Raw genomic sequence first — 22,680 nt, 5'->3', positions numbered from 1 at the left:
AAACTCCGGCGGCGTACCTTCGTGTACCTCCTATTCTGATACCGCTGGCTGTCTGATCAGCCGTCGTTTTCGTTCGAGGATCCATCATGGCTGACTACAAAGCTCCCCTGCGCGACATGCAATTCGTCCTCAATGAAGTCTTCGAGGTCGCCAATCTCTGGGCCGAACTGCCCGCCCTGGCTGAAACCGTCGATGCCGAGACCGCATCGGCGATCCTCGAAGAGGCCGGCAAGGTCACCGGCGGCGTGATCGCCCCGCTGAACCGCAGCGGCGACGAGGAAGGCTGCAGCTGGAGCGCCGAGGGCGTGAAGACCCCGGCCGGCTTCCCCGAGGCCTACCGCACCTACGCCGAAGGCGGCTGGGTGGGCGTGGGTGGCGCGCCGGAGTTCGGCGGCATGGGCATGCCCAAGGTGATCGGCGCCCAGGTCGAGGAAATGGTCAACTCGGCCAACCTGTCCTTCGGTCTGTACCCGATGCTGACCGCCGGTGCCTGCCTGTCGCTGCTCAACCACGCCAGCGAAGAACTCAAGGCCAAGTACCTGCCGAACATGTACGCCGGCACCTGGGCCGGTTCCATGTGCCTGACCGAGCCGCACGCCGGCACCGACCTGGGCATCATCCGCACCAAGGCCGAACCGCAGGCTGACGGCAGCTACAAGATTTCCGGCACCAAGATCTTCATCACCGGCGGCGAGCACGACCTGACCGAGAACATCATCCACCTGGTGCTGGCCAAGCTCCCCGACGCGCCGGCCGGCTCCAAGGGCATCTCGCTGTTCCTGGTGCCGAAGGTAATGGTCAACGCCGACGGCTCCCTGGCCGAGCGCAACGCCGTGTCCTGTGGCTCCATCGAGCACAAGATGGGCATCAAGGGCTCCGCTACCTGCGTTATGAACTTCGATGGCGCCACCGGCTGGATTGTCGACGCGCCGAACAAGGGCCTGGCCGCCATGTTCACCATGATGAACTACGAGCGCCTGGGCGTTGGCATCCAGGGCCTGGCCACTGGCGAGCGCTCCTACCAGAGCGCCGTGGAATACGCCCGCGAGCGTATCCAGAGCCGCGCGCCGACCGGCCCGGTCGCCAAGGACAAGGCCGCCGACCCGATCATCGTTCACCCGGACGTGCGTCGCATGCTGCTCACCATGAAGGCGCTGAACGAGGGTGGCCGCGCCTTCTCCAGCTACGTCGCGATGCAGCTGGACACCGCCAAGTACAGCGAAGAGCCGACCACCCGCAAGCGCGCCGAGGAGCTGGTCGCCCTGCTGACTCCGGTGGCCAAGGCCTTCCTCACCGACATGGGTCTGGAGACCACCATCCACGGCCAGCAGATCTTCGGCGGCCACGGCTTCATCCGCGAGTGGGGCCAGGAGCAGCTGGTGCGTGATTGCCGCATCACCCAGATCTACGAAGGCACCAACGGCATCCAGGCGCTGGACCTGATGGGCCGCAAGATCGTCGGCAGCGGCGGCGCCTACGCCAAGCTGTTCACCGATGAGGTCCGTGCCTTCACCGCCTCGGCTTCGGCTGAGCTGGCCGAGTTCACCAGCCCGCTGAACGCCGCCGTGCAGAACCTCGACGAGCTGACTGCTTGGGTTCTGGATCGCGCGAAGGGCAACCCGAACGAGATCGGCGCGGCTTCGGTCGAGTACCTGCACGCCTTCGGCTACACCGCTTATGCGTACATGTGGGCGCTGATGGCTCGCGCTTCGCTGGGCAAGGAAGGTCAGGACGAGTTCTACGCCAGCAAGCTCGGCACCGCGCGTTTCTACTTCGCCCGTCTGCTGCCGCGCATCCACTCCCTGACCGCCTCGGTGAAGGCCGGCAGCGAGTCGCTGTACCTGCTGGACGCCGCGCAGTTCTAAGCGGTTGCGTATGAAAAAGCCCCGCCTCGGCGGGGCTTTTTCATGGGGATATTTCTTTTGAGAAGAAGGGTATTTCGAATCTTTGTAAGCCATGGCTTACAAACAGCGGTGGTGATCGGCGTCTATCTGACAAAGGCTTACAGCGGTAACCTTTCTCTCAGTCAGGACATTGCGCAGGAAGCGCCAACGACAATACGGAAACAAGGGAATCCACCATGGACGGTGGCTAGCACGGACGTCAGGATATCGGTCTGCAAAACCCCGCCTCGAAAGAGGCGGGGTTTTTTCTTTGCCTGTGATTCCTGCACGCCCAAGGGCTACCCGCTCGTAGGGCGCATAACGCACCAGCGTTATCCGCCACGGCCAGGGCCGGCGGATAACCTGTTCCAGGTAGTGCGCCCTGCGCTGCTGGAGTGGCGCGCTTCTGCCGGGGATCTCGCGCTTGCTGGTATCCGCATGGGTATCGCTGCGCTCCACCCATCCTACAAACGGTGGCGGGGCAGCCATGCAGCGCGAACGTAGGATGGTGTGGAGCGCAGCGATACCCATCAGCAATAGTGGCCGTCAAATCGCGCCGTCGAGCAACGAGCGCAACAACTCCACCGTCGGCTGCTGGCGCTGTGCGTCGCGGTAGACCAACCCCACGCTCAGCGGAATACGCGGCTCGCTCAGGGGTTTCCACTGCAGGTCCTTGTGCGCATGCATCTGCCGAGCGCGGCCCGGCAGCACCGTGGCAAAGCGGCTTTGCGGCAAGCTGTCGAGGATGCCGCCCATATGGTTCAACTCCGCCTGCACGCGTGGCCGCCGACCGATGGCCGCCAGTTGCTCCTGCCAGATCTGCCGGGCGCGGAATTCCTCACCGAGCAACAGCATCGGCAATTCCGCCGCCTGGGCCAGCGATACCTTCTTGAAGTCCTTCAGCGGATGGTCCGCGGGGATCACCAGTTGCAGTTCGTCCGGGTACAGCTCCACGCCGTGCAGCGCCGGTTGGCGCGGCGGCAGGAAGCCGATGCCGATATCCAGTTGGCCGATCAGCAGGCGACGCTCGATCTCCACACCGGAAAGCTCGTAGATGCGCACCTGCACATGCGGTTGCGCGGCGTGCAGGCGTTCCACCAGATGCGGAACCAGGCTGGCGTTGACCGTCTGCAGCACACCGATGGCCAGGCTGCGCGCGCTCTGCCCACGAAAGCCGCGCAGCGCCTCGCGGGCACGCTCCAGGCCTTCGAGCAGCGGCACCGCGTGGTTGTACAGCGTGTGCGCGGCGGCCGTCGGCAGCAGGCGCTTGCCGCTGCGCTGGAACAGCGCCACGTCGAGGTTCTGCTCCAACTGACGGATCTGCTGCGACAGCGCTGGCTGGGAAATCGCCAGGCGTTCGGCGGCGCGCCCGACATGGCCTTCCTCGTAGAGCGCGACGAAATAGCGGAGCTGGCGGAAATCCATAAGGTCTGCTTATCAACGAAACTGGAAAATCGAAATGGAGTGTCCCCCATCCAGGCCACTACTCTAGCGCTTGTCCGCTGTCTCAGATGGGTAGACAAAGGTGGAAAGCATCGTCATCCAGGGCGTTTTCATAGGCAAAGTCGAACAAAGCTGGGGAGGTCTGCTCAGTGATATCGACAAGCTGGAGACGCACCAGGAAGTCTGGCTCGGCGCCGAAGGGCTGCCGGGGGACGCAAGGCCTGACCTGCGCCGCGATGGCGGCCTGGACCGCGCGTTGCACCACTATCCCGCCGAGCACTATCGCCACTGGCGCAAGCAGCACCCGCAGACGCGCTGGCGACAGCCGGCCTTCGGCGAGAACCTGTCGACCTTCGGCCTCAACGAACACGAGGTGTGCATCGGCGACCTGTTCCGCTGGGGCGAGGCGCTGATCGAGGTAAGCCAGCCGCGTTCGCCCAGCTATCGCCTGGCGCGGCGCTGGAACCTGCCCGGGCTGCCGTTGGAAGTGCAGGAGCAGGGGCGCTGCGGCTGGTTCTACCGGGTGCGCCGTTCCGGCATGGTCGCCGCCGACGCACCGCTGGAGCTGGTGCAGCGGCACTACCCGCAGCTCTCCGTGGCGAGCCTGCTGGACTGGTACTTCGGCCACCCGTTGGAACGTACCGGGCTGCGCCTGATGATGGCCTGCGACGCGCTCTCCCTGCGCTGGCGCAAGACCGCCGCGCAACGCCTCACCAGTGGCGTGCTGGAAGACTGGACGGCCCGCCTGGCGGGCCCCGAATGTTCGGAGCAGGGCGGCCTGCACAACTGAGCCGCACTGTTCCGCAAATGCCCTCGCGCCCGCCCCCGGACGTCGTCTTGGTCCTGTGGGGCGGCTTTTATTGCCGCCACCGAGCCCGTCACAGGGCTCGGCGGCGTTGTCATGCCGTCGTAACACCGCGTTCCTAACCTTCCGCCGATAGCTTCTACTGGTAACCCGAGCCGACCCTAGAGCGGCCCTGCGGAAGGACTCCCCGTGATGAGCGAACGTTTCCAGGATTTCCACGACCGATTGGCCGCATTCGACGACCAGTCGATCAACCCCTCCGCCAATGTGCCGATGAGCGAGCTGATCGACGCCTCGCGCCGGCGCTTGCTGAAGAACAGCCTGGTGCTGGGCGCGGTCGGTTTCCTCGGCGGCGGCCTGTTCCCCGGCCGCTCGCTGTTCGCTGCCGACGCTCCGGTGCCCACCGCGCTGCTGGGCTTCAAGGGTGTGCCGGTGCAGCAGGACGCGAAGTTCGACCGGGTGATTGTCGCCGACGGTTATACCGCGCGGCCGTTCTTCTCCTGGGGCGACGCGGTGGTCAGCGGCTCGCCGGCCTGGAAGGGCGACGCCAGCGAGGACTGGAAGGCCCAGGAGCTGCAGGCCGGCGACAACCATGACGGCATGCACTACTTCCCCTTCCCCGACGCACCGGACAGCCACGGCCTGCTGGTGATCAACCACGAGTACATCAACCCGACGCTACACCCCAAGGGCCAGACCTTCGAGGACCGCCCAGACGGTTCGCGCGGTCGCCCGGAAGGCGAAGTGCGCAAGGAAATCGCCGCCCACGGCCTCAGCGTCATCGAGGTGAAAAAGGACGCCGCCGGTCAGTGGCAGCGCGTCGAAGGCTCCAGCTACAACCGCCGTATCACCGGCAGCTCGCCGCTGGACCTCGCGGGCCCGCTGGCTGGCCACGACCTGCTGCGCACCGCCAGCGATCCGGAGGCGAAACAGGTGCTGGGCACCCTGAACAACTGCTCCATGGGCGTCACGCCGTGGGGCACCTACCTGGCGTGCGAGGAAAACTGGCACCAGTACTTCGTCAACCGCGACAAGGCCGACTACGCCAAGCGCGTCTCGCACAAGCGCTATGGGCTGTCCAATGGCCAGTTCAGCAACTACTACGCCTGGGAGGCGGTGGACGAACGCTTCGATGCCACGCCGAAAGCCGACCAGCCCCACGGTGGCCACGTCAACGAACCGAACCGCTTCGGCTGGGTGGTGGAGATCGACCCATTCGACCCGGCATCCACGCCGAAGAAGCGCACTGCCGTCGGTCGCTTCTGCCGCGAGTGCTCGACCCTTTCCCTGGGCGCCGACAACCGCATGGCCTTCTACTACGGCGACGACACCAAGGGCGAGTACATCTACAAGTTCGTCCCGGCGGGCCGGTACGAGCCGAATAACCGTGCGGCGAACGTCGACCTGCTGGACGAAGGCACCCTCTACGTCGCGCGCTTCAACGCCGACGGCAGCGGCCGGTGGCTGCCGCTGGTGCACGGGCAGAATGGCCTGACCACCGAGAATGGCTTCGCCAGCCAGGCCGAGGTACTGGTCAACACCCGTGCCGCCGCCGACCTGCTGGGTGCCACGCCGATGGATCGTCCCGAGTGGGTCGCGGTGCAGCAGATCACCCGTGAGGTCTACGTCAGCCTCACCAATAACGATGCGCGCGGCAAGAAACAGCCGGTGGACGCGGCCAACCCGCGCAAGGACAACCTGCACGGGCAGATCCTGCGCTGGAACGAAGCCGGCGGCGATCCGACCGCCACCACCTTCCAGTGGGAGATATTCCTCCTGGCCGGTGAGCACAAAGGCGCCAGCGCGCCGGAGAACCTGATCGGCACCATCAACGGCGACATCTTCTCCTCGCCGGACGGCCTGTACTTCGACCCCACTGGGCGTCTATGGATCGAGACCGACTACGACGACGCCGAGGCGCCGATGCAGGCCATGGGCTGCAACCAGCTGCTCTGTGCCGACCCGCACAGCCGCGAGGTGCGTCGCTTCCTGGTCGGCCCGCGCGGTTGCGAGCTGACGGGGATTACCCAGAGCCCGGATGGCCGGACCATGTGGGTGAACATCCAGCACCCCGGCCTCAGCTTCCCGGCCAGCGACGGCAAGAGCATCCCGCGCTCCACCACGCTGGTGATCACCAAGGATGATGGGGGCGTGATCGGGACGTGATGGGCGCGCGCGGGGAGGATTCGGCGTTCGGGCTTTCCCCTCACCCCAGCCCTCTCCCTCAGGGAGAGGGGGCCGTCCGTGCCGGCTGACACTTCAAATTCACCCTGCCTCTCCCGCTTGTAGGGGAGGGGATTTGGGGGAAAGACCCGTGCCTGGGCGGTTCGCGAGCAAGCTCGCTCCTACGAAAAGCGACCTGCGCAGAACCTGTAGAAGCGAGCTTGCTCGCGAACGAATCTCACCACGAACTCAAAGCTCGACTTCCCCGCCCGCCAGCGCGCACAGCTCGGTGAAGTCGACGATCTCCGTCTCCCGCCCATCCACACGCACCAGCCCGTGCTTCTGCAGGCGGGTGAAGCTGCGCGACACGGTTTCCACCGCCAGCCCCAGGTAATCGCCGATCTCGTTGCGCGACATGCTCAGGCGGAAGCGTGTGGCGGAGAAACCACGCTCGCGGAAGTGCGCGGAAATGTTCAGCAGGAAGGCGGCGATGCGCGAGTCCGAGTTGAGCCGCGAGAGCAGCAGCTTCATCTGCTGATCCTCGCGGATCTTGCGGCTCATCATCAGCATGATCTGGTGCGACAGGCCGGGAATCTGCAGCGACAGCTCCTCCAGCTGGTTGAACGGAATCTCGCTGCACAGGGTGCTTTCCAGCGCCTGCGCCGATACCGGGTAGCTGCCTTCGCCCATGCCGGAGAAGCCGAAGATTTCAGTGGCGAAGTAGAAGCCGGTGATCTTCTCCAGCCCCTGTTCGTTGGTGGTGAAGGTCTTGATCGAACCGGAGCGCACCAGGTACACGCTGTGGAACGGGTCGCCCTGGCGGAACACGAAGTCACCCTTGTGCAGCAGGTGCCCCGGCCTGATGATCGCCTCGAGCTCCTCGACCTTGTCGTCGCTCAGGGTCGGCGGCGCCAGTCGGCAGTTCTTGCAGTACGGTTGCGGTTTGATCATCTGATTCATCCATATCCCCATGCGCCGGCCAATCGCGCGCAATCAAGCGTTCTTCGGGCGCATTTGCCCCCTCGTAGAACCATAGCAACTGAAAGTGATCTGTCATCCGTCGGCTGGCAGGAAGCGAAGATGGCCAATGGATTTTTCATACCGGCTTGACCCTTTCTTCACCGCGCCGCCTTCAGTCTCCACGACCATGCGCCGGGGGTTGTAGGGGGAGCCCACGAACTCCGGGGTGCAGCGACGCGACCGGTCGGGAGGGCGCGCGTCGATCCCGCTCATTTTCCGGAGATACGTCGTGAACAAACTGCCACAGATCACCCTGGCCTTCTGGGTGATGAAGATCTGCGCCACCACGCTGGGGGAAACCGCCGGCGATTTGCTGTCGATGACCCTCAACGTCGGCTATGCGATCAGCTCGCTGATCCTCATCAGCCTGTTCCTCGTCACCCTGGTCGGCCAGCTCGCCAGCAAGCGCTATGTGCCCTGGCTGTACTGGCTGGTGATCCTCTCCACCAGCACTGCCGGTACCACCATGTCCGACTTCATGGACCGCACCCTGGGTCTGGGATATGCCACCGGCTCGGCGATCCTGATCAGCATCCTGGTGGCGATCTTCGCGCTGTGGCGGTTCAGCGGCACCTCGCTGTCGGTGGACAACATCCGCAGCTTCAAGGGCGAAATGTTCTATTGGATCGCCATTCTGTTCTCCAACACCCTCGGTACGGCGTTGGGCGACTTTCTTGCCGACGACTCCGGCCTGGGCTTCGCCGGCGGCGCGTTGCTGATCGGCAGTCTGATCGCCGTGGTCGTGCTGCTGCATTACTTCACCAAGCTGTCCTCGGTACTGCTGTTCTGGGTGGCCTTTGTGCTGACCCGTCCGTTCGGCGCCACATTGGGTGACGTGCTGACCAAGACCCACGAGAAGGGTGGGCTGGACTTCGGCACCATCGGTTCCTCGGCCATCCTCGCCGGCATCCTGGTGGCGCTGGTGGTGGTGGTCAGCGTTCGGCAGAAGCGCGAGGAGCAGGGCAGCGCGGCGGTACTGTCGTCCTGATGCTGTAAAACGCTGCCCGTCCCGCGAAAGCGACGACGGGCTAGCCTTGTGAAATTTGTTCTGTTATTTTTCATGAAAAATAATCAGAACAATTTCACGAGGTCGCGATGTTCCTGCGTTCACCAGAGCCGGTCGGCACCTACTACGCCGGCGCCAACCCCGAGCTGATCCAGCCGCGCGATGCGCTGCGCGAGCCGCTGGAATGCGAAGTCCTGGTGATCGGTGCCGGGTTCAGCGGCCTGCACACGGCGCTGCAACTGGTGGAAGGCGGCCGTCAGGTCTGCATGATCGAAGCCAGCCGCATTGCCTGGGCCGCCTCCGGACGCAACGGCGGGCAGGCATTGCCGGGCTGGTCCAGCGACCTGGGGCCCATCGAGGACGACCTCGGCCACGAAGGTGCGCTGCGCCTGTGGCAGGGCATGCTGTGGGCCGCCCACGAACTGCGCGACCTGCCGCAACGCCACGGCTTCGACTGCGATTACCGCATCGGCCACCTCTGGACCGCCGTGCTGCAACGCCGCGTTGGTTCGCTCTACGACTGGCAGGCCGAAGCCAATCGCCGCTGGGGCTATGAAGGCCTGCAATTCATCCCCCGTGAAGACCTGCCGCAGTGGATCGCCAGCGACCGCTACCAGGCCGGCCTGTACGATCCCAACTCCGCGCACCTGAACCCGCTCAAGTTGGCCTACGGCCTCGCCGCCGCCATCGAGCGCGCCGGCGGGCGCATCTTCGAACAGACCCGCGCGCTGAGTTTCCGCGAGACCGGCAACGGTTATGAAGTCACAACCGAGCATGGCAGCGTGCGCTGCGCCTCCCTGGTGCTGGCCTGCAACGCCTATATCGACGGGCTGGACCGCGACGTCTCCGAGCGCATCCTGCCGGTGGGCACCTACCAGGTCGCCACCGCGCCGTTGGGCGAGGAACTGGCGCGTTCGCTGCTGCCGAAAAACTGCTGCGTCACCGACAACCAGTTCGTCCTCGACTACTTCCGCCTGACCCCCGATCATCGCCTGCTGTTCGGCGGCGGCTGCACCTACCTGGGCGGCATGCCTTCGGACATCCGCGCTGCCACGCGGCCCTATGTCGAGCGGGTATTCCCACAGCTCAAAGGCGTGGAACTGGAGTACGCCTGGGGCGGGCACATCGACTGCAGCATGCGGCGCACCCCGGACATCGGCCGGCGCGGCGATCTGTACTGGCTGCAGGGCTATTCCGGCCACGGCGTGCTGCCCAGCCTGGCCGCCGCCCACGCCGTGAGCGAAGCCATGTTCGGCCGCAGCGACGAGCTTGACCTCTATCAACGCATCCGCAATCCCGGGTTCCCCGGCGGCCAGCGCTTCGCCGCGCCACTGGAAGCCGTCGGCAAGGCCTGGTATCGATTGCGGGACTTTGTCTAATTCGGAACCTGCCATGACCCAGACGGCCACCAACGAACACCTTGCCACGCTGATCCGCGACCTGCGCAAGCACAAGAACCTCACCCTGGGTGAGCTGGCCGAACAGATCGGCCGCTCGGTGGGTTTCCTGTCCCAGGTCGAGCGCGGCCTGTCGCAACCCACCGTGGCCGACCTCACCGCCATCAGCGAAGCCCTGGGCGTGCCGACCACCTATTTCTACGCCGGCGACACCCGCCGCGAACGCGACTGGGTCACCCGGCCGAACGATCGCCGCACCCTGTACTACGCCGGCGGCGTCACCGACATCCTCGCCTCGCCGAACATGTCCGGCGGCTTCTCCATGCTCGACAGCATCCTCGCCCCCGGCGCTACCAGCGGCGAAGGCCACCTGGACGACAGCTCGGAGCAGGGCGGCTTCGTCCTCGAAGGCGAGCTGACCATCTGGTACGAGGACGACACCGTCACCCTCTACCCCAACGACAGTTTCCAGCTGCCGCCGCACAGCCAGTTCCGCTACGGCAACCTCACCGATAAACCTACAAGGGTGCTGTGGATCTTCACGTAATTTCGACCGGTACCTGCTGCGCTCGCCCATGCTGCGTTGGAAGTCGGCTCGGATTGCTCATTTAGCGGCCTAAACTCCGCATCCGAGCCGACTTCCGCCTTGCCTGGCCTTCGCTCGCGACGGTCCCGCCTCGAAATTGATCTTGGCACCTGAGAACAAAAAGGCCCCAGAGAACATCATGAACCGCCCGATGCATCCCGACCTGCTCAGCGAAGTCCGCGCCTTCCGCCAGCAATACCCGGATATCCGTTACGTCGACCTGATCTGCCTGGACATTCCCGGCCACTTCTACGGCAAGCGCTACCCCGTGGACATGCTCGAGAAGGTCGCCGCCGGCAGCCCGCTGAAACTGCCGCAGAACTGCGTGCTGCTCGGCGTACAGGGCGGCCTGCACCCCATCGGCGACTACTGCTTCAACGACGGCGACCCGGATGCGCCGCGCCGCCTGATCCCCGGCTCGCTCAAGCCGGTGCGCTGGGAGAGCCAGCCGCTGGGGCAGATGCTGATCAGCTCCGACGGTACCGAGGCGCCCATCGAATTCGAACCGCGCGAAGTGCTCGCTCGCGTCATGCAGCGCCTGGAGTCCAAGGGCATCCGCCCGGTGGTGGCCTTCGAGCTGGAGTTCTACCTGTTCGACAAGAAGCTCGACAACGGCCTGCCGCAATACCCGCGCGACCCGCTGTGCGATGACGAGGACGACCAGCCGAACATGCACATCGAGCGCCTGTCGCGCTTCTCCGACGTGCTCCACGAGATCGTCGAGGCCTCCCGCGAGCAGGGCGTGGACGCCAACGTGATTACCGCCGAGATCGGCCCGGGCCAGTTCGAGATCAACTTCGCCCACTGCGACGACGGCCTGCACGCCGCCGACCAGGCCGCGCTGTTCACCCGCGCCACCCGTGGCGTGGCGCTCAAGCATGGGCATCGCGCCAGCTTCATGAGCAAGCCTTACCTGCACGCGCCGGGCAGTGGCATGCACGTGCACGTCAGCCTCTACGACCGTGACGGCAACAACCTGCTCGACCGCGACAACCAGCAGGCCCTGCGCCACGCCGTGGCCGGCTGCCTGGAACTGCTGCCGCACTGCATGCCGATCTTCGCCGCCAATCACAACGCCTACCGCCGCTATGGCTCCCGCGTGAACGCCGCGAGCAAGGCCAGCTGGGGCTTCGAAGACCGCGATGCGTGCATCCGCATTCCCGAGTCGGATGGCAAGAACCTGCGCATCGAACACCGCCTGGCCGGCGCCGACGCCAACCCCTACCTGGTGCTGGCGGCGATCCTCACCGGCATGGAACATGGCCTGGAAGCCCGCCAGGAACCCATCCCGCCGCTCAACGAAGACCGCTCCAGCGGCATCGACTTCCCTCGCGACATGCTCGGTGCCGTGGCCGAAATGGAACACCACCCGGTGGTCAAGGAAGGCCTGGGCAGCGAGTTCGTCTTCGTCTACTGCGAGAACAAGCGCCACGACCACCTGGACTTCATGAACGAAGTCAGCGCGCGGGAGTACCGCTGGTTCCTCTGACGCCTGTGGCTGACCTCACCTTGTAGGAGCGAGGGGGACGCCATCGTTATTGCTCGCGAACCAGTCGCTCCTCTGCGGACCGAATCATCGCGGACAAAGTCCGCTCCTACGCGCGGGACCAGCGACGATGCCCCCGGTGCGTAGGAGCGGACTCCGTCCGCGATTGTCTACCCGCTGAAACCGTTATCACCGGCGGGCATGCGATCACCGATGCCATTCGCCGCGCATTCCCCCGCGACGTGCTCGGCGCCGTCGCCGGAATGGAACACCATCCGGTGGTGAAGGAAGGCCTGGGCAGCGAGTTCGTCTTCGTCTACTGCGAGAACAAGCGCCACGACCACCTGGACTTCATGAACGAAGTCAGCGCGCGGGAGTACCGCTGGTTCCTCTGACGCCTGTGGCTGACCTCACCTTGTAGGAGCGAGGGGGACGCCATCGTTATTGCTCGCGAACCAGTCGCTCCTCTGCGGACCGAATCATCGCGGACAAAGTCCGCTCCTACGTGCGGGGCCAGCGCCGATGCCCCCGGGTGCGTAGGAGCGGACTCCGTCCGCGATTGTCTACCCGCTGAAACCGTCATCACCGGCGGGCATGCGATCACCGATGCCATTCGCCGCGCAATGCGCCAACGCCAATTTCTCTGAACCCGCTTCGCTCTCCTGCGGTCAATTCCATGCACGAGGCAATCTCACAAGGAGCCACCGCATGGACCTCATTCGTATCCTCATCGCCATCCTGCTGCCGCCGCTGGGCGTGTTCCTCCAGGTCGGTTTCGGCGGCGCGTTCTGGCTCAATATCCTGCTGACGCTGCTCGGCTACATCCCCGGCATCGTCCACGCCGTGTACATCATCGCCAAGCGCTAACCCGCCCGGCTGCCTTCCCAGAAATGCTCCGCCAGCATCCGCAGCTCCGCCGACAGTTCCGCCATGCGCGCGGCGCTGCGCTGGCAGGTGCCGACCTTTTCCGCGTTGCTGTCGGCTGAGCCGCGAATGGCGTGCAGGCTGCGCTGCACGTCTTCGCTGGCGACGCCCTGTTCCTCGATGGCCTCGGCGATTTCCAGGCTCATGCGCTGGATTGCCGAGACCTGCTCGCTGATCTGTTCCAGCGTGCCCGCCGCCTGCCCGGCTTGCTCCAGGCTGGCAACCGCCTGCTCACAGCAGTGCCAGAGTGCGCGCACCGAATCCTCGGCGCCCTGCTGAAGGTTGCCGACCAGTGACTGGATGTCCCGTGCGGAATTCTCCGTACGCGACGCCAACGCCCGTACCTCGTCGGCGACCACCGCAAAACCACGCCCGCTTTCCCCGGCGCGTGCCGCCTCGATGGCGGCGTTCAGCGCCAGCAGGTTGGTCTGCCCGGCCACATCGCGGATCACCTCGAGCATCCGCGAGATCGCCTCGCTGTGTTCCTTCTGCTGCTCCACGGCTGTGCTCGCAGCGCGCACGCCGGCTTCCAGCGCTGCCAGTTGGCCGCGCGTGCCGTGCACGTCCTGATGCCCGGACTGGGTAATGCGCTCGCTGCACTGCGCCGCCACCGCACTGTGCTGTGCGTGGCGGGCGACTTCCTGCACGCTCTGCGCCAGCTGCTGCATGGCGCTGGCGACCTGTTCGGTCTCGCGCTGCTGCAACTGCGAAGCGGCGCTGCCGCCGGCCATGGCGTCGGCCAGTGCCGCGGAGTGTTCGGCCAATTGATGCGAGGCGTCCGCCATGCGCCCGACCACGGCGGCGGTTTCCGCCTCCAGCATGCGGAAGGCGAAGTCCAGCTCGCCGAATTCGTCCTTGCGACCGGAGTAGAGCTGCTGGCTCAGCGGGTTATCGGCGATCTTCCGCGCCCGCCCGAGCAACGCGCCGAGCGGTTGCAGGCGCAGCACCAGCCAGGCGCCCGAGGCCCCCAATGCAAGCAGGAAGGCCAGCAGCGTAAGCTTGGGCAGCAGCAGCGCGAGCAGGGCACCGCCTGCCTGCGCCAGCACCATCCCGATCAGCAGTTGCGCCAGCAGCGGCAGACGAGGACGGTTCAATTTCGCCCCTTCGCGCATCCTCGCGTACAGGCGTTCCGCGGCGTCCACCTGTTCGGCGCCGGGGCGGGTGCGCACCGACTGGTACTCCACCACCTTGCCGCCATGGCGAATCGGCGTGACGAAGGCGCTGACCCAGTAGTGATCGCCATTCTTGCAGCGGTTCTTCACCAGGCCCATCCAGCTGCGGCCCGCCTGCAGCGTCTGCCAGAGGTGGGCAAAGGCGGCAGGCGGCATGTCCGGATGGCGCACGCGGTTGTGGTTGAACCCCAGCAGCTCCTCGCTCGCGAAGCCGCTGATCTTGATGAAGTCCGGGTTCACATGGGTAACGGCGCCCTTGAGATCGGTGGTGGAGAGGATATTGGCGTTGCCGGGTACGTCCACCTGGCGCCCGCTGACGGGCAGGTTCTGCTTCATCGCTGGTGCTCCAGGCAGGTCTGGAACAGTTGCTCCGGCGCCAGCGGCTTGCTGAACAGGAAGCCCTGGGCGTGGCGGCAACCTTCCTGGCGCAGGAAGTCGAGATGTTCCTGGCGCTCCACGCCCTCGGCCACCACTTCCAGGCCGAGGCTGTGGCCCAGGCCGATGATGGCCCGGCAGATGGCGCTGAGCTCCGGGTCGTCCGGCACGCGGGTGATGAAACTGCGGTCGACCTTGAGGATGTGCAGCGGGTAGCGCTTGAGATAGCCCAGCGACGAATAGCCGGTACCGAAATCGTCCAGCGCCAGGCGCACGCCCTCGGCGGCCAGCTCGCGCAGGCAGGCGAGGGTTTCCGCGCCATCCTGCATCAGCAGGCTTTCGGTGATCTCCAGCACCAGGCTGCACGGCGACAGGCCGCTCTCGGCGAGAATCTGCTGCACCCGTGCGGCGAAGCCTGGTTGCTGCAACTGCCGACTCGACAGGTTGACCGAGCAGTACAGGCTGCGATGCCCCTGGCTCTGCCACAGCGCCGTCTGTCGACAGGCCTGGCGCAGCACCCAGTCGCCGACCGGGACGATCTCGCCGGATTCCTCCAGCGCCGGGATGAAGTCCAGCGGCGACACCGACTGGCCGTCGTGCTTCCAGCGCAGCAGCACCTCCACCGCCTCCCAGTGTGGCGAGTCGCGGTCCAGGCGGACGATGGGCTGGTAGTGCAGGCTGAACTCCTCGCGGCGCAGCGCCTGCGCCAGCGCGCTTTCCAGATCCAGCCGGCGCTGCGCCTCGGCCTGCAGTTCAAGGCTGAAGCGCGCGTACTGCGCCTTGCCGGCCTCCTTGGCGCGGTACAGCGCGAGGTCGGCGGCCTGCAGCGTGTCGATGGCCTGGCCGTCGGTCATCAGCCCGGTGATGCCGATGCTGGCGCTGACCACCAGCGTGCGGCCGTCCACGTGCAGCGGCTGGCGCAGGCAATCGAGCATGCGCTGTGCGACCTGTTCGGCATCGACCAGGCTGGCCAGGTCATCCAGCAGCACAACGAACTCGTCACCGCCGAAGCGCGCCAGGTGATCGCCCGGGCGCAGGCAGCGCAGCAAACGCTGGGAAACTTCCACCAGCACCCGGTCGCCCACCGCGTGGCCAAGGCTGTCGTTGATCAGCTTGAAGCGGTCCAGATCGATGAACAACAGGCCGGACTCGCGTGCGCCAGGGCGACGCTGGCGCATCAGGGCCTGCTGCAGCAGTTCGTCCAGGCGCAGACGATTGCCCAGGCCGGTGAGCGGGTCGTGCCGCGCCGCGTGGCTGAGCTGGTGTTCGCTGGCCTTGTGCTGGCTGATGTCGGTCTGCGAGCCGGCCATGCGCCCGTCGGTGACCACCCCGCGCGCCAGCACCCAGAGGTAATTGCCGTCGCGCTGGCGGATGCGGTACTCGTGGCTGAGCAGCGCGCTGCTGCCGCGCAGGTGCGCATCGATGGCCTTGCGCAGGCCGGGCAGGTCGTCCGGGTGCACGCGGGCGAACCAACTGGTGCTGCCTTCGCCGAGGTTGTCGCGGGTCAGGCCGAGCATGCGCGCCCAGCGTTCGGAGACGTAGAGGCGGTCGTTGCCCAGGTCCCAGTCCCAGATGCCGTCGTTGGCGCCGCGCAGGGCGCGGGCGAAGCGCGCCTCGCTGTCCTCCAGCGCCTGGCGCTGGGCGGCGCCGTAGGTATCGATGGCCAGGGACATGTCGAAGAACACCCGCTTGAGCAGGCTGGCGTAGGTCTTCGCCTCCGGGGCGTCGCCCATCAGGTCGGCGAGCATCTGGTCCAGGTACAGCCGGTAGGCGCCCAGGTACCATTTCAATTCGACGCCTACCTGCTGGTGTACCAGCCCGATGCGCAGGCGGTCGCGCACGTAGTCGGCGTCTTGCGGGGCGTCCCACAGCTGGCGGTAGTACTCGAACTGGCTGCATTTCAGCCGCGCCAGTGTCGCCGGTTCGGCGAGGATCGCCCCCAGTGGCGGGTAGTTGCGCAGGTGATCGTAGAGCTGCTCGATGAAGCGCTGGTGGCAGCCCTCCAGTTCACTGGCGCGGCCGTGGAGATTACGTCCATCCTCCTCGCTCCACTCCAGGTAACTCAGGCGCTGATCGACTTCCATCGTCGACAGGCCGATGCGCTCGAGCACGCTATCGAGCTTCGGTCCCAGGCCCATGTTCTGCTCCTTGCGGGTCTGCTGTTTTTGTCGGGCATGAAAAAAGCGCCGGCTCGTCGTCTCGTCGAAATCGACGGCGACCAACTCGGCGCTTTGTCTTGCAGGCCCACAAGTCCTGCCCGGCAAAGCCAGCTTCCGCAACGGCGGAACGCGGGTGGTTTGTCTTTTACACCAGGGGACGGGGGGCCGACAACTCTTGCAGCGCGCCGCTCAGGCGCTGGCGCAACTCGCCCAGTTCGCGAGAGCGGAAGGCATGGCGCGTCTTCTCCAGCACGCCGATGGCGTCGGCGAGCAGCGCCAGCATTCGCGCCGAATCGCTCAAAGGCGCGTCCTTGAACCATCGGCACAGCGGCGCCTGCTCGCAATTGCGCGGTCCTTCCATCACCGCGCAGGGCAGCTCATAGGCCGCCAGCAGCGCACGAACCTGGCGCGCCAGCGCCGGGTCCTGGGAAGTGACCAGCAACTGGACCGGATACCGGTGGAGAGTCATGAGGGGCTCGCTCATATCAGGGAGATGCCAATTTAATGGCTAGTGGCTATCTGATATTGACCCCTGTCATGTCGATGGAGCGCTCGCGTCAGGTGGTCGACGGCCAGTGTGAAGTGGCCCGCAATACGGTGTCGGAAAACTGCCATAAACGCGCGGAAAACGTAGGGCGCATAAGCTGGAACAGGTTATCCGCCAGAGCCTCGGCGGCGGATAACGCTGGCGCGTTATGCGCCCTACGTGATGGACATCAGCAACTCCCTTTCCCTTTCGCGGCGGCGTGAAGCGATGGGTATCGCTTCGCTCCACGCCATCCTACTGGAGCGCCTGTGGATGCATCAGTGCAGCGAGCGCACCTGATCTTCCATCATCCGCAGCGCATCGCTCCAGCGCACCCAGAGCTTGCCCTGCCAGTCCATCACGCTCATCAGGTGGCCTTCCACCTGCTCCATGCGCCGTTGCGGCAGATGCGGATTGTGTTGTTGCGCATCCCTCAGCGCCGGCAGGACCTCGTTGCTCAGCCACTGGCGCAGGCTGCGGTTCTCCGGGTGGTAGAAGTGCACCATCAGCAGCGCGTACAGGCCGCTTTCGCTGACCAGGTAGAGCTTTTCTTCGCAGCCGGCCAGGCGCTCGTGGCGCAGTTGATCCGGGTCGAGCTTGCTGGTGACCCGTTCACCCAGGTGGCTGTTGGTCAGCTTGGCCAGATCGCGCAGGACGAACCACGCCTGCCGCTCGATCAGCAGCCCGCGCAGACGACGGTTGTAGCGTTGGAACACCGTGGGAATCAGGCCTTCGTCGGCCGATGGCGAATCGGAAAACTTCATGCTGTCTCTCCATGTACATCCAGGAAGCCGCCGCCCGAACAAGCGAAGAGGGAGGCGGACCGTGCAAGGGTGGAATGCCGGACTCGAGCACGAACCGGTAGGGCAATAGCCCACCTCACACGGTCCGCCATAGACCGCCAGACAGTGAATGCTAGTTGGCAATCACTCTCTGCAGATGGCTTGCGTGTCGTGCTCGTTTTCAGGATTCCACTCCCGGCCACGGCGAGCCGTGGCAGACGGAACGCTACGCAGAGCCCTTGTAGGACAGCAACGCCGTTGCGGCGTAGGGCGATTCCTGATTTCCCCACTTTCGCCCGACGGCATCATTTGCTGTGGCGAAATACTTGCCCTGGGGCGGCGCCAAGACCAACGGAGGCTCCACCAGTCTGGTTCTATCTTGTGGTCGCGGATTAGGATTTCTATAGTCGACATACGCCATTGGCGTACTCGATGGGCAGAGATGTCATGATCTTCATTGAGACGCCAATTTTCACCGAAGACCTGTACGAGCATCTGAACGACGAGGAATACCGTGAATTTCAGCAGTATCTCGCCGTCAGCCCGAAAGCGGGGGCGGTGATTCCGGGAACGGGCGGCCTACGCAAGGTGCGCTGGAGTAGCGCAGGCGTTGGCAAGCGTGGCGGTGTTCGGGTGATCTATTACTACCTCAGTCGTGCAGGCCAGATACGTCTGCTTCTGATCTACCGCAAAGGTGCCAAGGACAATCTCACGGAACTGGAGAAAGGCGTGCTCCGCAAACTGAACCAAGGGTGGCAATGATGGAAAAAAGTCTCTTTGACCGGCTTGCCGAAAGCATGGAGCAAATGAACGAGATAGGCAGGGGAGCCCGCGAGCCCTCTCGGGTTTTCCATGTCGATGCCTTTCAGGTTCGCAGCATCCGCAAGGCGACAGGTCTTTCCCAGGTGGCGTTCGCCCGTACCATCGACGTGGCGGTGGGCACATTGCGCAATTGGGAGCAGGGGCGCCGTGAGCCGGATGGTCCGGCAAGGGCTCTGCTGCGAGCGATCCACAACGATCCGGAACATGTGCTCGCAGCGTTGCGCAATTAATCGCTTGCGTCGCCAGAAACGCAAAAAGCCGCGCATCCGCGCGGCTTTTTGCTGAAGAGGTGGTGGGCCCACACGGACTTGAACCGTGGACCAAAGGATTATGAGTCCTCTGCTCTAACCAACTGAGCTATAGGCCCCCAGAAGGCGGGCGGATTATACCGGGGCGTTCTGGCTAGCGCCAACCGGATGCAGCGGGACCAGGAACCTGTTGGCAAAGGCGTCGGCCGGCAGCGGGGCGCTGAGGGCGTAGCCCTGGATCTGGTCGCAGCCTTCGGCTTCGAGGAAGCGTTCCTGGGCTTCGTGCTCCACGCCCTCGGCGATCACCGTGAGGTTCATGCTGCGGCCCAGGGCGATGATGGCGCGGGCGATGGCGGCGTCGTGGGGGTCGTCCGGCAGGCCGTGGACGAAGGATTGGTCGATCTTCAGGGTATCCAGCGGCAGTTGCTTCAGGTAGCTGAGCGAGGAGTAGCCGGTGCCGAAGTCGTCGATGGCCAGTTGCACGCCCAGGTGCTTGAGACTGTGCAGGATCGACAGGGCTTCCTCGGTCTGGTGCATGAGGAAGCTTTCGGTGATCTCCAGCTGCAGGCGCGAGGGCTGGAGGTTGTAGTGGGCGAGCAGTTCGCGGATGCGTTCGACCAGGTTGGTCTGGCGCAGTTGCGCGCCGGCCAGGTTGACCGAGAGCGGGCCGAAGGCGGCGTGGCTGTCCTGCCAGCGGCTCATCTGCCGGCAGGCTTCGCGCAGGACCCAGTCGCCCAATGGCAGGATCAGGCCATTTTCCTCGGCCAGGGGGATGAAGCGGTCCGGAGATATCGCGCCGAATTGCGGATGTTTCCAGCGGATCAGCGCTTCTGCCCCCACCAGTTGGCCGGTGCCGAGGGAGAGCTTGGGCTGGTAGTAGAGCTGTAACTGGTCGCTTTCCAGGGCTCGGCGCAGTTCGTGCTCCAGGGCCATGCGCTCGGTGGCCTGGAAGGTCAGTTCGCGGGTGTAGAACTCGACACGGTTGCGGCCCTGGGCCTTGGCCCGGTACATGGCAGCGTCGGCGTTCTTCACCAGGGTGGCGACGTCGCTGCCATCGCTGGGGTAAAGGCAGATGCCGATACTGGCGCTGACGAAGAACTCCTGTTCGCCGGCGATGAATGGTTTTTCGAAGCAGAGCAGCAATTTATTCGCGACATGTTCGGCGTCCAGCGCGTGGTGCAGGCCCGGCAGCAGGATGATGAATTCGTCGCCGCCCTGGCGGGCCACGGTGTCGACGTCGCGCAGTTGTTCGCGCAGGCGCGTGGCGATGGACTTGAGCAGCAGGTCGCCGACCGGGTGGCCGAGGCTGTCGTTGATGTGCTTGAAGCGGTCGAGGTCGAGGAACAGCACGGCGCCCTGATGATCGTCTTCCTGGGCTTCCTTGAGGGAGGCGTTCAGGCGGCTTTCGAACAGCAGGCGGTTGGGCAGCCCGGTGAGTGGGTCGTGGTGGGCCTGGTAGTCGAGCCGCGCTTGGGCGTACTTGAGGGTGGATATATCGGCGAACACGCCGACGTAGTGCGTCAGCTCACCTTCGGCATCGCGCACAGCGCTGACGGTGAGCCACTCCGGATACAGCTCCTGGTTCTTCCGCCGGTTCCAGATTTCGCCCTGCCAATGGCCCTCGGCGTTGAGCTGGTGCCAGAGGGCGACGTAGAAGCTGCTGTCGTGCTGGCCGGAGGCGAGCAGCCGCGGCGAGCTGCCGAGAGCTTCCTGCTCGCTGTAGCCGGTGATCTCGCTGAAGGCGCGATTGACCGCGACTATCCGCTGGCGCGCGTCGGTGATCATCACGCCTTCGGCGGTGCTCTCGAAGACGGTGGCGGCGAGGCGGAGCTTTTCCTGCATCTGCTGCTGCTCGGTGATGTCGCGAGCGATGGTCAGCATGCAGTCGTCGTTGCCGATGGTGATGCGGTGGGCCGACAGCTCGCACAGGCGCAGGCTGCTGTCGCGGGTGCGGATCTGCGCGGTGAAGTCCGGGGCGCTGGCGGCGCCGTCGAGGATGCTCAGCAGCTTGCCGCGGTCGGCGGGGTTGGCCCACAGGCGCAGGTCGAGGGTGGAGCGCTCGGCGGCTTCCTCGCGCGTGTAGCCGGTGATGCGGGTGAAGCCCTGGTTCACTTCCACCAGCCGGCCGTCGCTGATACGCGAAATGAGCATGCCGTCCGGGGAGGCGTGGAAGGCCTTGGCGAACTTCTCCTCGGAGACGCGCAGTTGTTCCTGGGTTTCCTTGACCTGGGAGATGTTGCGCACCACCACCACCAGTGCCGGCGTGTCGTCGAGGACGATGTGCTGGGCCGAGAGCAGGGCGGTGAAGCGCGTCCCGTCGCGGCGGTTGAGCGGGATCTCGACGTTGTTCAGCGGCTCGCCCTGCAGGCGCGAGAGCATCGCCGGGCCCATCCCTGGCTCGCCCCAGATGCCCAGCTCGGTGGAGGTCTTGCCCAGTGCTTCGCTGGCGGGAATGCCGATCTGCTGCTCGAAGGTGCTGTTCACCGCGAGCAACTGGCCATCGACGCGGCGCGCGAGGACGATGATGTCCGGGCAGTGGTGGAACACCGAGGCGAACTTCTGTTCGGACAGGCGCAGGGCCTGTTCAGTGTGCATGGCCTCGGTGATGTCGATCATCAGGCCGCGCAGGATCAGGTCGTCGTCGTGGTGGATCAGCGTGACGATGTCGCGAATCCAGACGATCCGCCCATCGGCGGCAAGCATGCGGTAGTCGAAGCTGTGGTTGCGCCCGGCCTGGCTCTCGGAAAGGCAGAAGTGAATGGCGTGCTCGGCGTCGTCGGGGTGCAGCGTGCGTTGCCAGAAGCCAGGCTCCAGCCAGTCCTTGATCGGGTAGCCGAGCAGCCGCTGGGCATGCGGCGAAACGTAGGTGAAGCGGTTCTCCGCCAGGCGCATTTCCCAGGCAATGGCGGTGAGGCTTTCCACCAGGCCGCGGTAGTGCTGTTCGCTATCGCGCAGGGCCTGTTCGAGCTTCTCGCGGCGCTGCATCTCGCCGCGCAGGCGGCGGTTCATGGTGAACAGCACGAGCAGGGTGAGGGCGGTCAGCAGGGCGATGGGAACGACGACGCGAAATACCTCCGGCCAGACACTGCGCCGATCGACCAGGCCGCCGACCCAGGGCGCCTGGAGTGCCTCGACCTGTTCGGGCTTCATCTCGGCAAGCACCTTGTCGAGGATGCCGACCAGGATGGCCTGGTCTTTCGGCACCGCCATCGCCAATTGATAGCGATAGGGTGTTTCGCCGCTGATCTGCAGCCCTTCGAGTTTGAGCTGGCGCAGGTTCCAGACGCTGGAGGCAAGGTCGCCGACGAAGGCATCCACCTGGCCGGTGGCCAGCGCCTGCAGGCCGGCAGCGATGCTCGGCAACGGCTGCAGGTTGAGGTCGGGATGCTTGGCGACCAGCAGCTCATGCGGTGCGTAGTGGGCGACAACGCCGACCTTGAGCCCGTAGAGCTCCTTCACGTTTGCCGGTTCCGGGCCGTTGCGGCGGGCGAGGATGATGATCGGGAAGTCGAGGTAAGGGCGGGTGAAGCTGAGGAAGTCGAGGCGGCTGGGCGTGGCCATGACGCCGGGGAGCAGGTCGATGCGGTTTTCCCGCGCCTGTTGCAGCAGGTCGCTCCAGTTGGTCGGCTCGACCGACGCAAGCTTCACCTTGAGCTGCTCGCTGATGTATTTCACATAGACCGGGGCGAGCCCCTGGTACTGGCCTTCCGCGTCACGGAATTCGAAGGGTGGCCAGGAGGCGTCCACGCCCAGGCGCAGGGTGGGGTGCTCCTGCAGCCACTGCTGCTCCTCGGGCGTGAGGCTCAGGCCAAATGCCTGTCCCGCCCAGAATGCGAGGCACCACAGTAGAACTGCCTGCAGACGCGGCATGAAGGGCCTCATT

17 protein-coding genes, 1 tRNA gene and 1 pseudogene are annotated in these 22,680 nt (G+C 65.2%); 11 read left to right on the top strand and 8 right to left on the bottom strand.

All coding sequences use genetic code 11. The annotated features are described in order from the left end of the window. Positions 1–86 precede the first annotated feature (86 nt). Positions 87–1,865: an acyl-CoA dehydrogenase C-terminal domain-containing protein gene (locus N5C91_RS25105; RefSeq protein ID WP_279832775.1), complete on the top strand. Its 1,779-nt coding sequence runs from the start codon at positions 87–89 to the stop codon at positions 1,863–1,865. A 564-nt stretch (positions 1,866–2,429) separates the two neighbouring features. On the opposite strand, the gene N5C91_RS25100 is transcribed toward N5C91_RS25105, so the two are convergent. Then, a complete protein-coding gene (locus tag N5C91_RS25100) occupies positions 2,430–3,308 on the bottom strand; it encodes a LysR substrate-binding domain-containing protein (protein WP_279832772.1) in 879 nt (292 codons plus the stop codon). A 100-nt stretch (positions 3,309–3,408) separates the two neighbouring features. Between N5C91_RS25100 and N5C91_RS25095 the strand changes: the two genes are divergently transcribed. Continuing rightward, positions 3,409–4,116: an MOSC domain-containing protein gene (locus tag N5C91_RS25095; protein WP_236172654.1), complete on the top strand. Its 708-nt coding sequence runs from the start codon at positions 3,409–3,411 to the stop codon at positions 4,114–4,116. Positions 4,117–4,323: 207 nt separating this feature from the next. Further along, positions 4,324–6,297: a PhoX family phosphatase gene (locus N5C91_RS25090; protein ID WP_279832768.1), complete on the top strand. Its 1,974-nt coding sequence runs from the start codon at positions 4,324–4,326 to the stop codon at positions 6,295–6,297. Positions 6,298–6,543: 246 nt separating this feature from the next. Here N5C91_RS25090 and fnr read toward each other — a convergent pair whose 3' ends face one another. Further along, positions 6,544–7,254, bottom strand: coding sequence for a fumarate/nitrate reduction transcriptional regulator Fnr (gene fnr / locus N5C91_RS25085; protein WP_236172652.1), 711 nt, complete (start codon positions 7,252–7,254; stop codon positions 6,544–6,546). Between the two features lie 289 nt (positions 7,255–7,543). Between fnr and N5C91_RS25080 the strand changes: the two genes are divergently transcribed. The 6 genes and pseudogenes from N5C91_RS25080 to N5C91_RS25055 all read left to right on the top strand — a co-directional run bounded on the left by N5C91_RS25080 (position 7,544) and on the right by N5C91_RS25055 (position 12,656). Beyond that, complete coding sequence (locus N5C91_RS25080; RefSeq protein ID WP_236201343.1) at positions 7,544–8,302, top strand: hypothetical protein; 759 nt, start codon at positions 7,544–7,546, stop codon at positions 8,300–8,302. A 107-nt stretch (positions 8,303–8,409) separates the two neighbouring features. Further along, positions 8,410–9,699 (top strand): FAD-binding oxidoreductase, encoded by a 1,290-nt coding sequence (locus N5C91_RS25075; RefSeq protein ID WP_236201344.1) that lies wholly within the window; start codon positions 8,410–8,412, stop codon positions 9,697–9,699. A gap of 13 nt (positions 9,700–9,712) precedes the next feature. Further along, complete coding sequence (locus N5C91_RS25070) at positions 9,713–10,264, top strand: XRE family transcriptional regulator (protein WP_037010973.1); 552 nt, start codon at positions 9,713–9,715, stop codon at positions 10,262–10,264. 178 nt (positions 10,265–10,442) lie between these two features. Beyond that, positions 10,443–11,792: a glutamine synthetase family protein gene (locus N5C91_RS25065; protein WP_279832765.1), complete on the top strand. Its 1,350-nt coding sequence runs from the start codon at positions 10,443–10,445 to the stop codon at positions 11,790–11,792. A gap of 227 nt (positions 11,793–12,019) precedes the next feature. Beyond that, positions 12,020–12,184 (top strand): annotated as a pseudogene (locus N5C91_RS25060) (glutamine synthetase); the annotation flags it as partial. A 313-nt stretch (positions 12,185–12,497) separates the two neighbouring features. Beyond that, positions 12,498–12,656: a YqaE/Pmp3 family membrane protein gene (locus N5C91_RS25055; protein ID WP_003084988.1), complete on the top strand. Its 159-nt coding sequence runs from the start codon at positions 12,498–12,500 to the stop codon at positions 12,654–12,656. Here the strand turns inward: N5C91_RS25055 and N5C91_RS25050 are convergent. The 4 genes from N5C91_RS25050 to N5C91_RS25035 form a co-directional block, all read right to left on the bottom strand. Further along, entirely contained in the window at positions 12,653–14,221 is a 1,569-nt protein-coding gene (locus N5C91_RS25050; RefSeq protein WP_279832762.1) for a PAS domain-containing methyl-accepting chemotaxis protein, read from the bottom strand. The genes N5C91_RS25055 and N5C91_RS25050 overlap by 4 nt on opposite strands. Next, entirely contained in the window at positions 14,218–16,398 is a 2,181-nt protein-coding gene (locus N5C91_RS25045) for an EAL domain-containing protein (protein ID WP_279832761.1), read from the bottom strand. Before N5C91_RS25045 ends, N5C91_RS25050 begins: the two co-directional genes overlap by 4 nt. Before the next feature lie 166 nt (positions 16,399–16,564). Then, positions 16,565–16,888 (bottom strand): hypothetical protein, encoded by a 324-nt coding sequence (locus N5C91_RS25040; protein ID WP_236172646.1) that lies wholly within the window; start codon positions 16,886–16,888, stop codon positions 16,565–16,567. Positions 16,889–17,223: 335 nt separating this feature from the next. Next, positions 17,224–17,709, bottom strand: coding sequence for a Bro-N domain-containing protein (locus N5C91_RS25035; protein WP_279832759.1), 486 nt, complete (start codon positions 17,707–17,709; stop codon positions 17,224–17,226). A gap of 465 nt (positions 17,710–18,174) precedes the next feature. On the opposite strand from N5C91_RS25035, the gene N5C91_RS25030 reads away from it, so the two are divergent. Together N5C91_RS25030 and nadS are read left to right on the top strand one after the other, a co-directional pair. Next, a complete protein-coding gene (locus N5C91_RS25030) occupies positions 18,175–18,489 on the top strand; it encodes a hypothetical protein (protein WP_236201349.1) in 315 nt (104 codons plus the stop codon). After that, positions 18,489–18,779 (top strand): NadS family protein, encoded by a 291-nt coding sequence (nadS, locus tag N5C91_RS25025; RefSeq protein WP_236201350.1) that lies wholly within the window; start codon positions 18,489–18,491, stop codon positions 18,777–18,779. The genes N5C91_RS25030 and nadS overlap by 1 nt, the downstream gene beginning before the upstream one ends. A gap of 60 nt (positions 18,780–18,839) precedes the next feature. On the opposite strand, the gene N5C91_RS25020 is transcribed toward nadS, so the two are convergent. Together N5C91_RS25020 and N5C91_RS25015 are read right to left on the bottom strand one after the other, a co-directional pair. After that, positions 18,840–18,916, bottom strand: a tRNA-Ile gene (locus tag N5C91_RS25020). A 16-nt stretch (positions 18,917–18,932) separates the two neighbouring features. Beyond that, positions 18,933–22,667 carry an EAL domain-containing protein gene (locus tag N5C91_RS25015; RefSeq protein WP_279832757.1) on the bottom strand — a complete coding sequence of 1,245 codons (3,735 nt, stop codon included), beginning with the start codon at positions 22,665–22,667 and terminating at the stop codon, positions 18,933–18,935. Positions 22,668–22,680: the final 13 nt, after the last annotated feature.

The organism is Pseudomonas sp. GD03903, from assembly GCF_029840045.1.
Taxonomy (GTDB): domain Bacteria; phylum Pseudomonadota; class Gammaproteobacteria; order Pseudomonadales; family Pseudomonadaceae; genus Pseudomonas; species Pseudomonas pseudonitroreducens.
The sequence above is the reverse complement of the archived record's forward strand: the minus strand, read 5'-3'. Positions and strand labels throughout refer to the sequence as shown.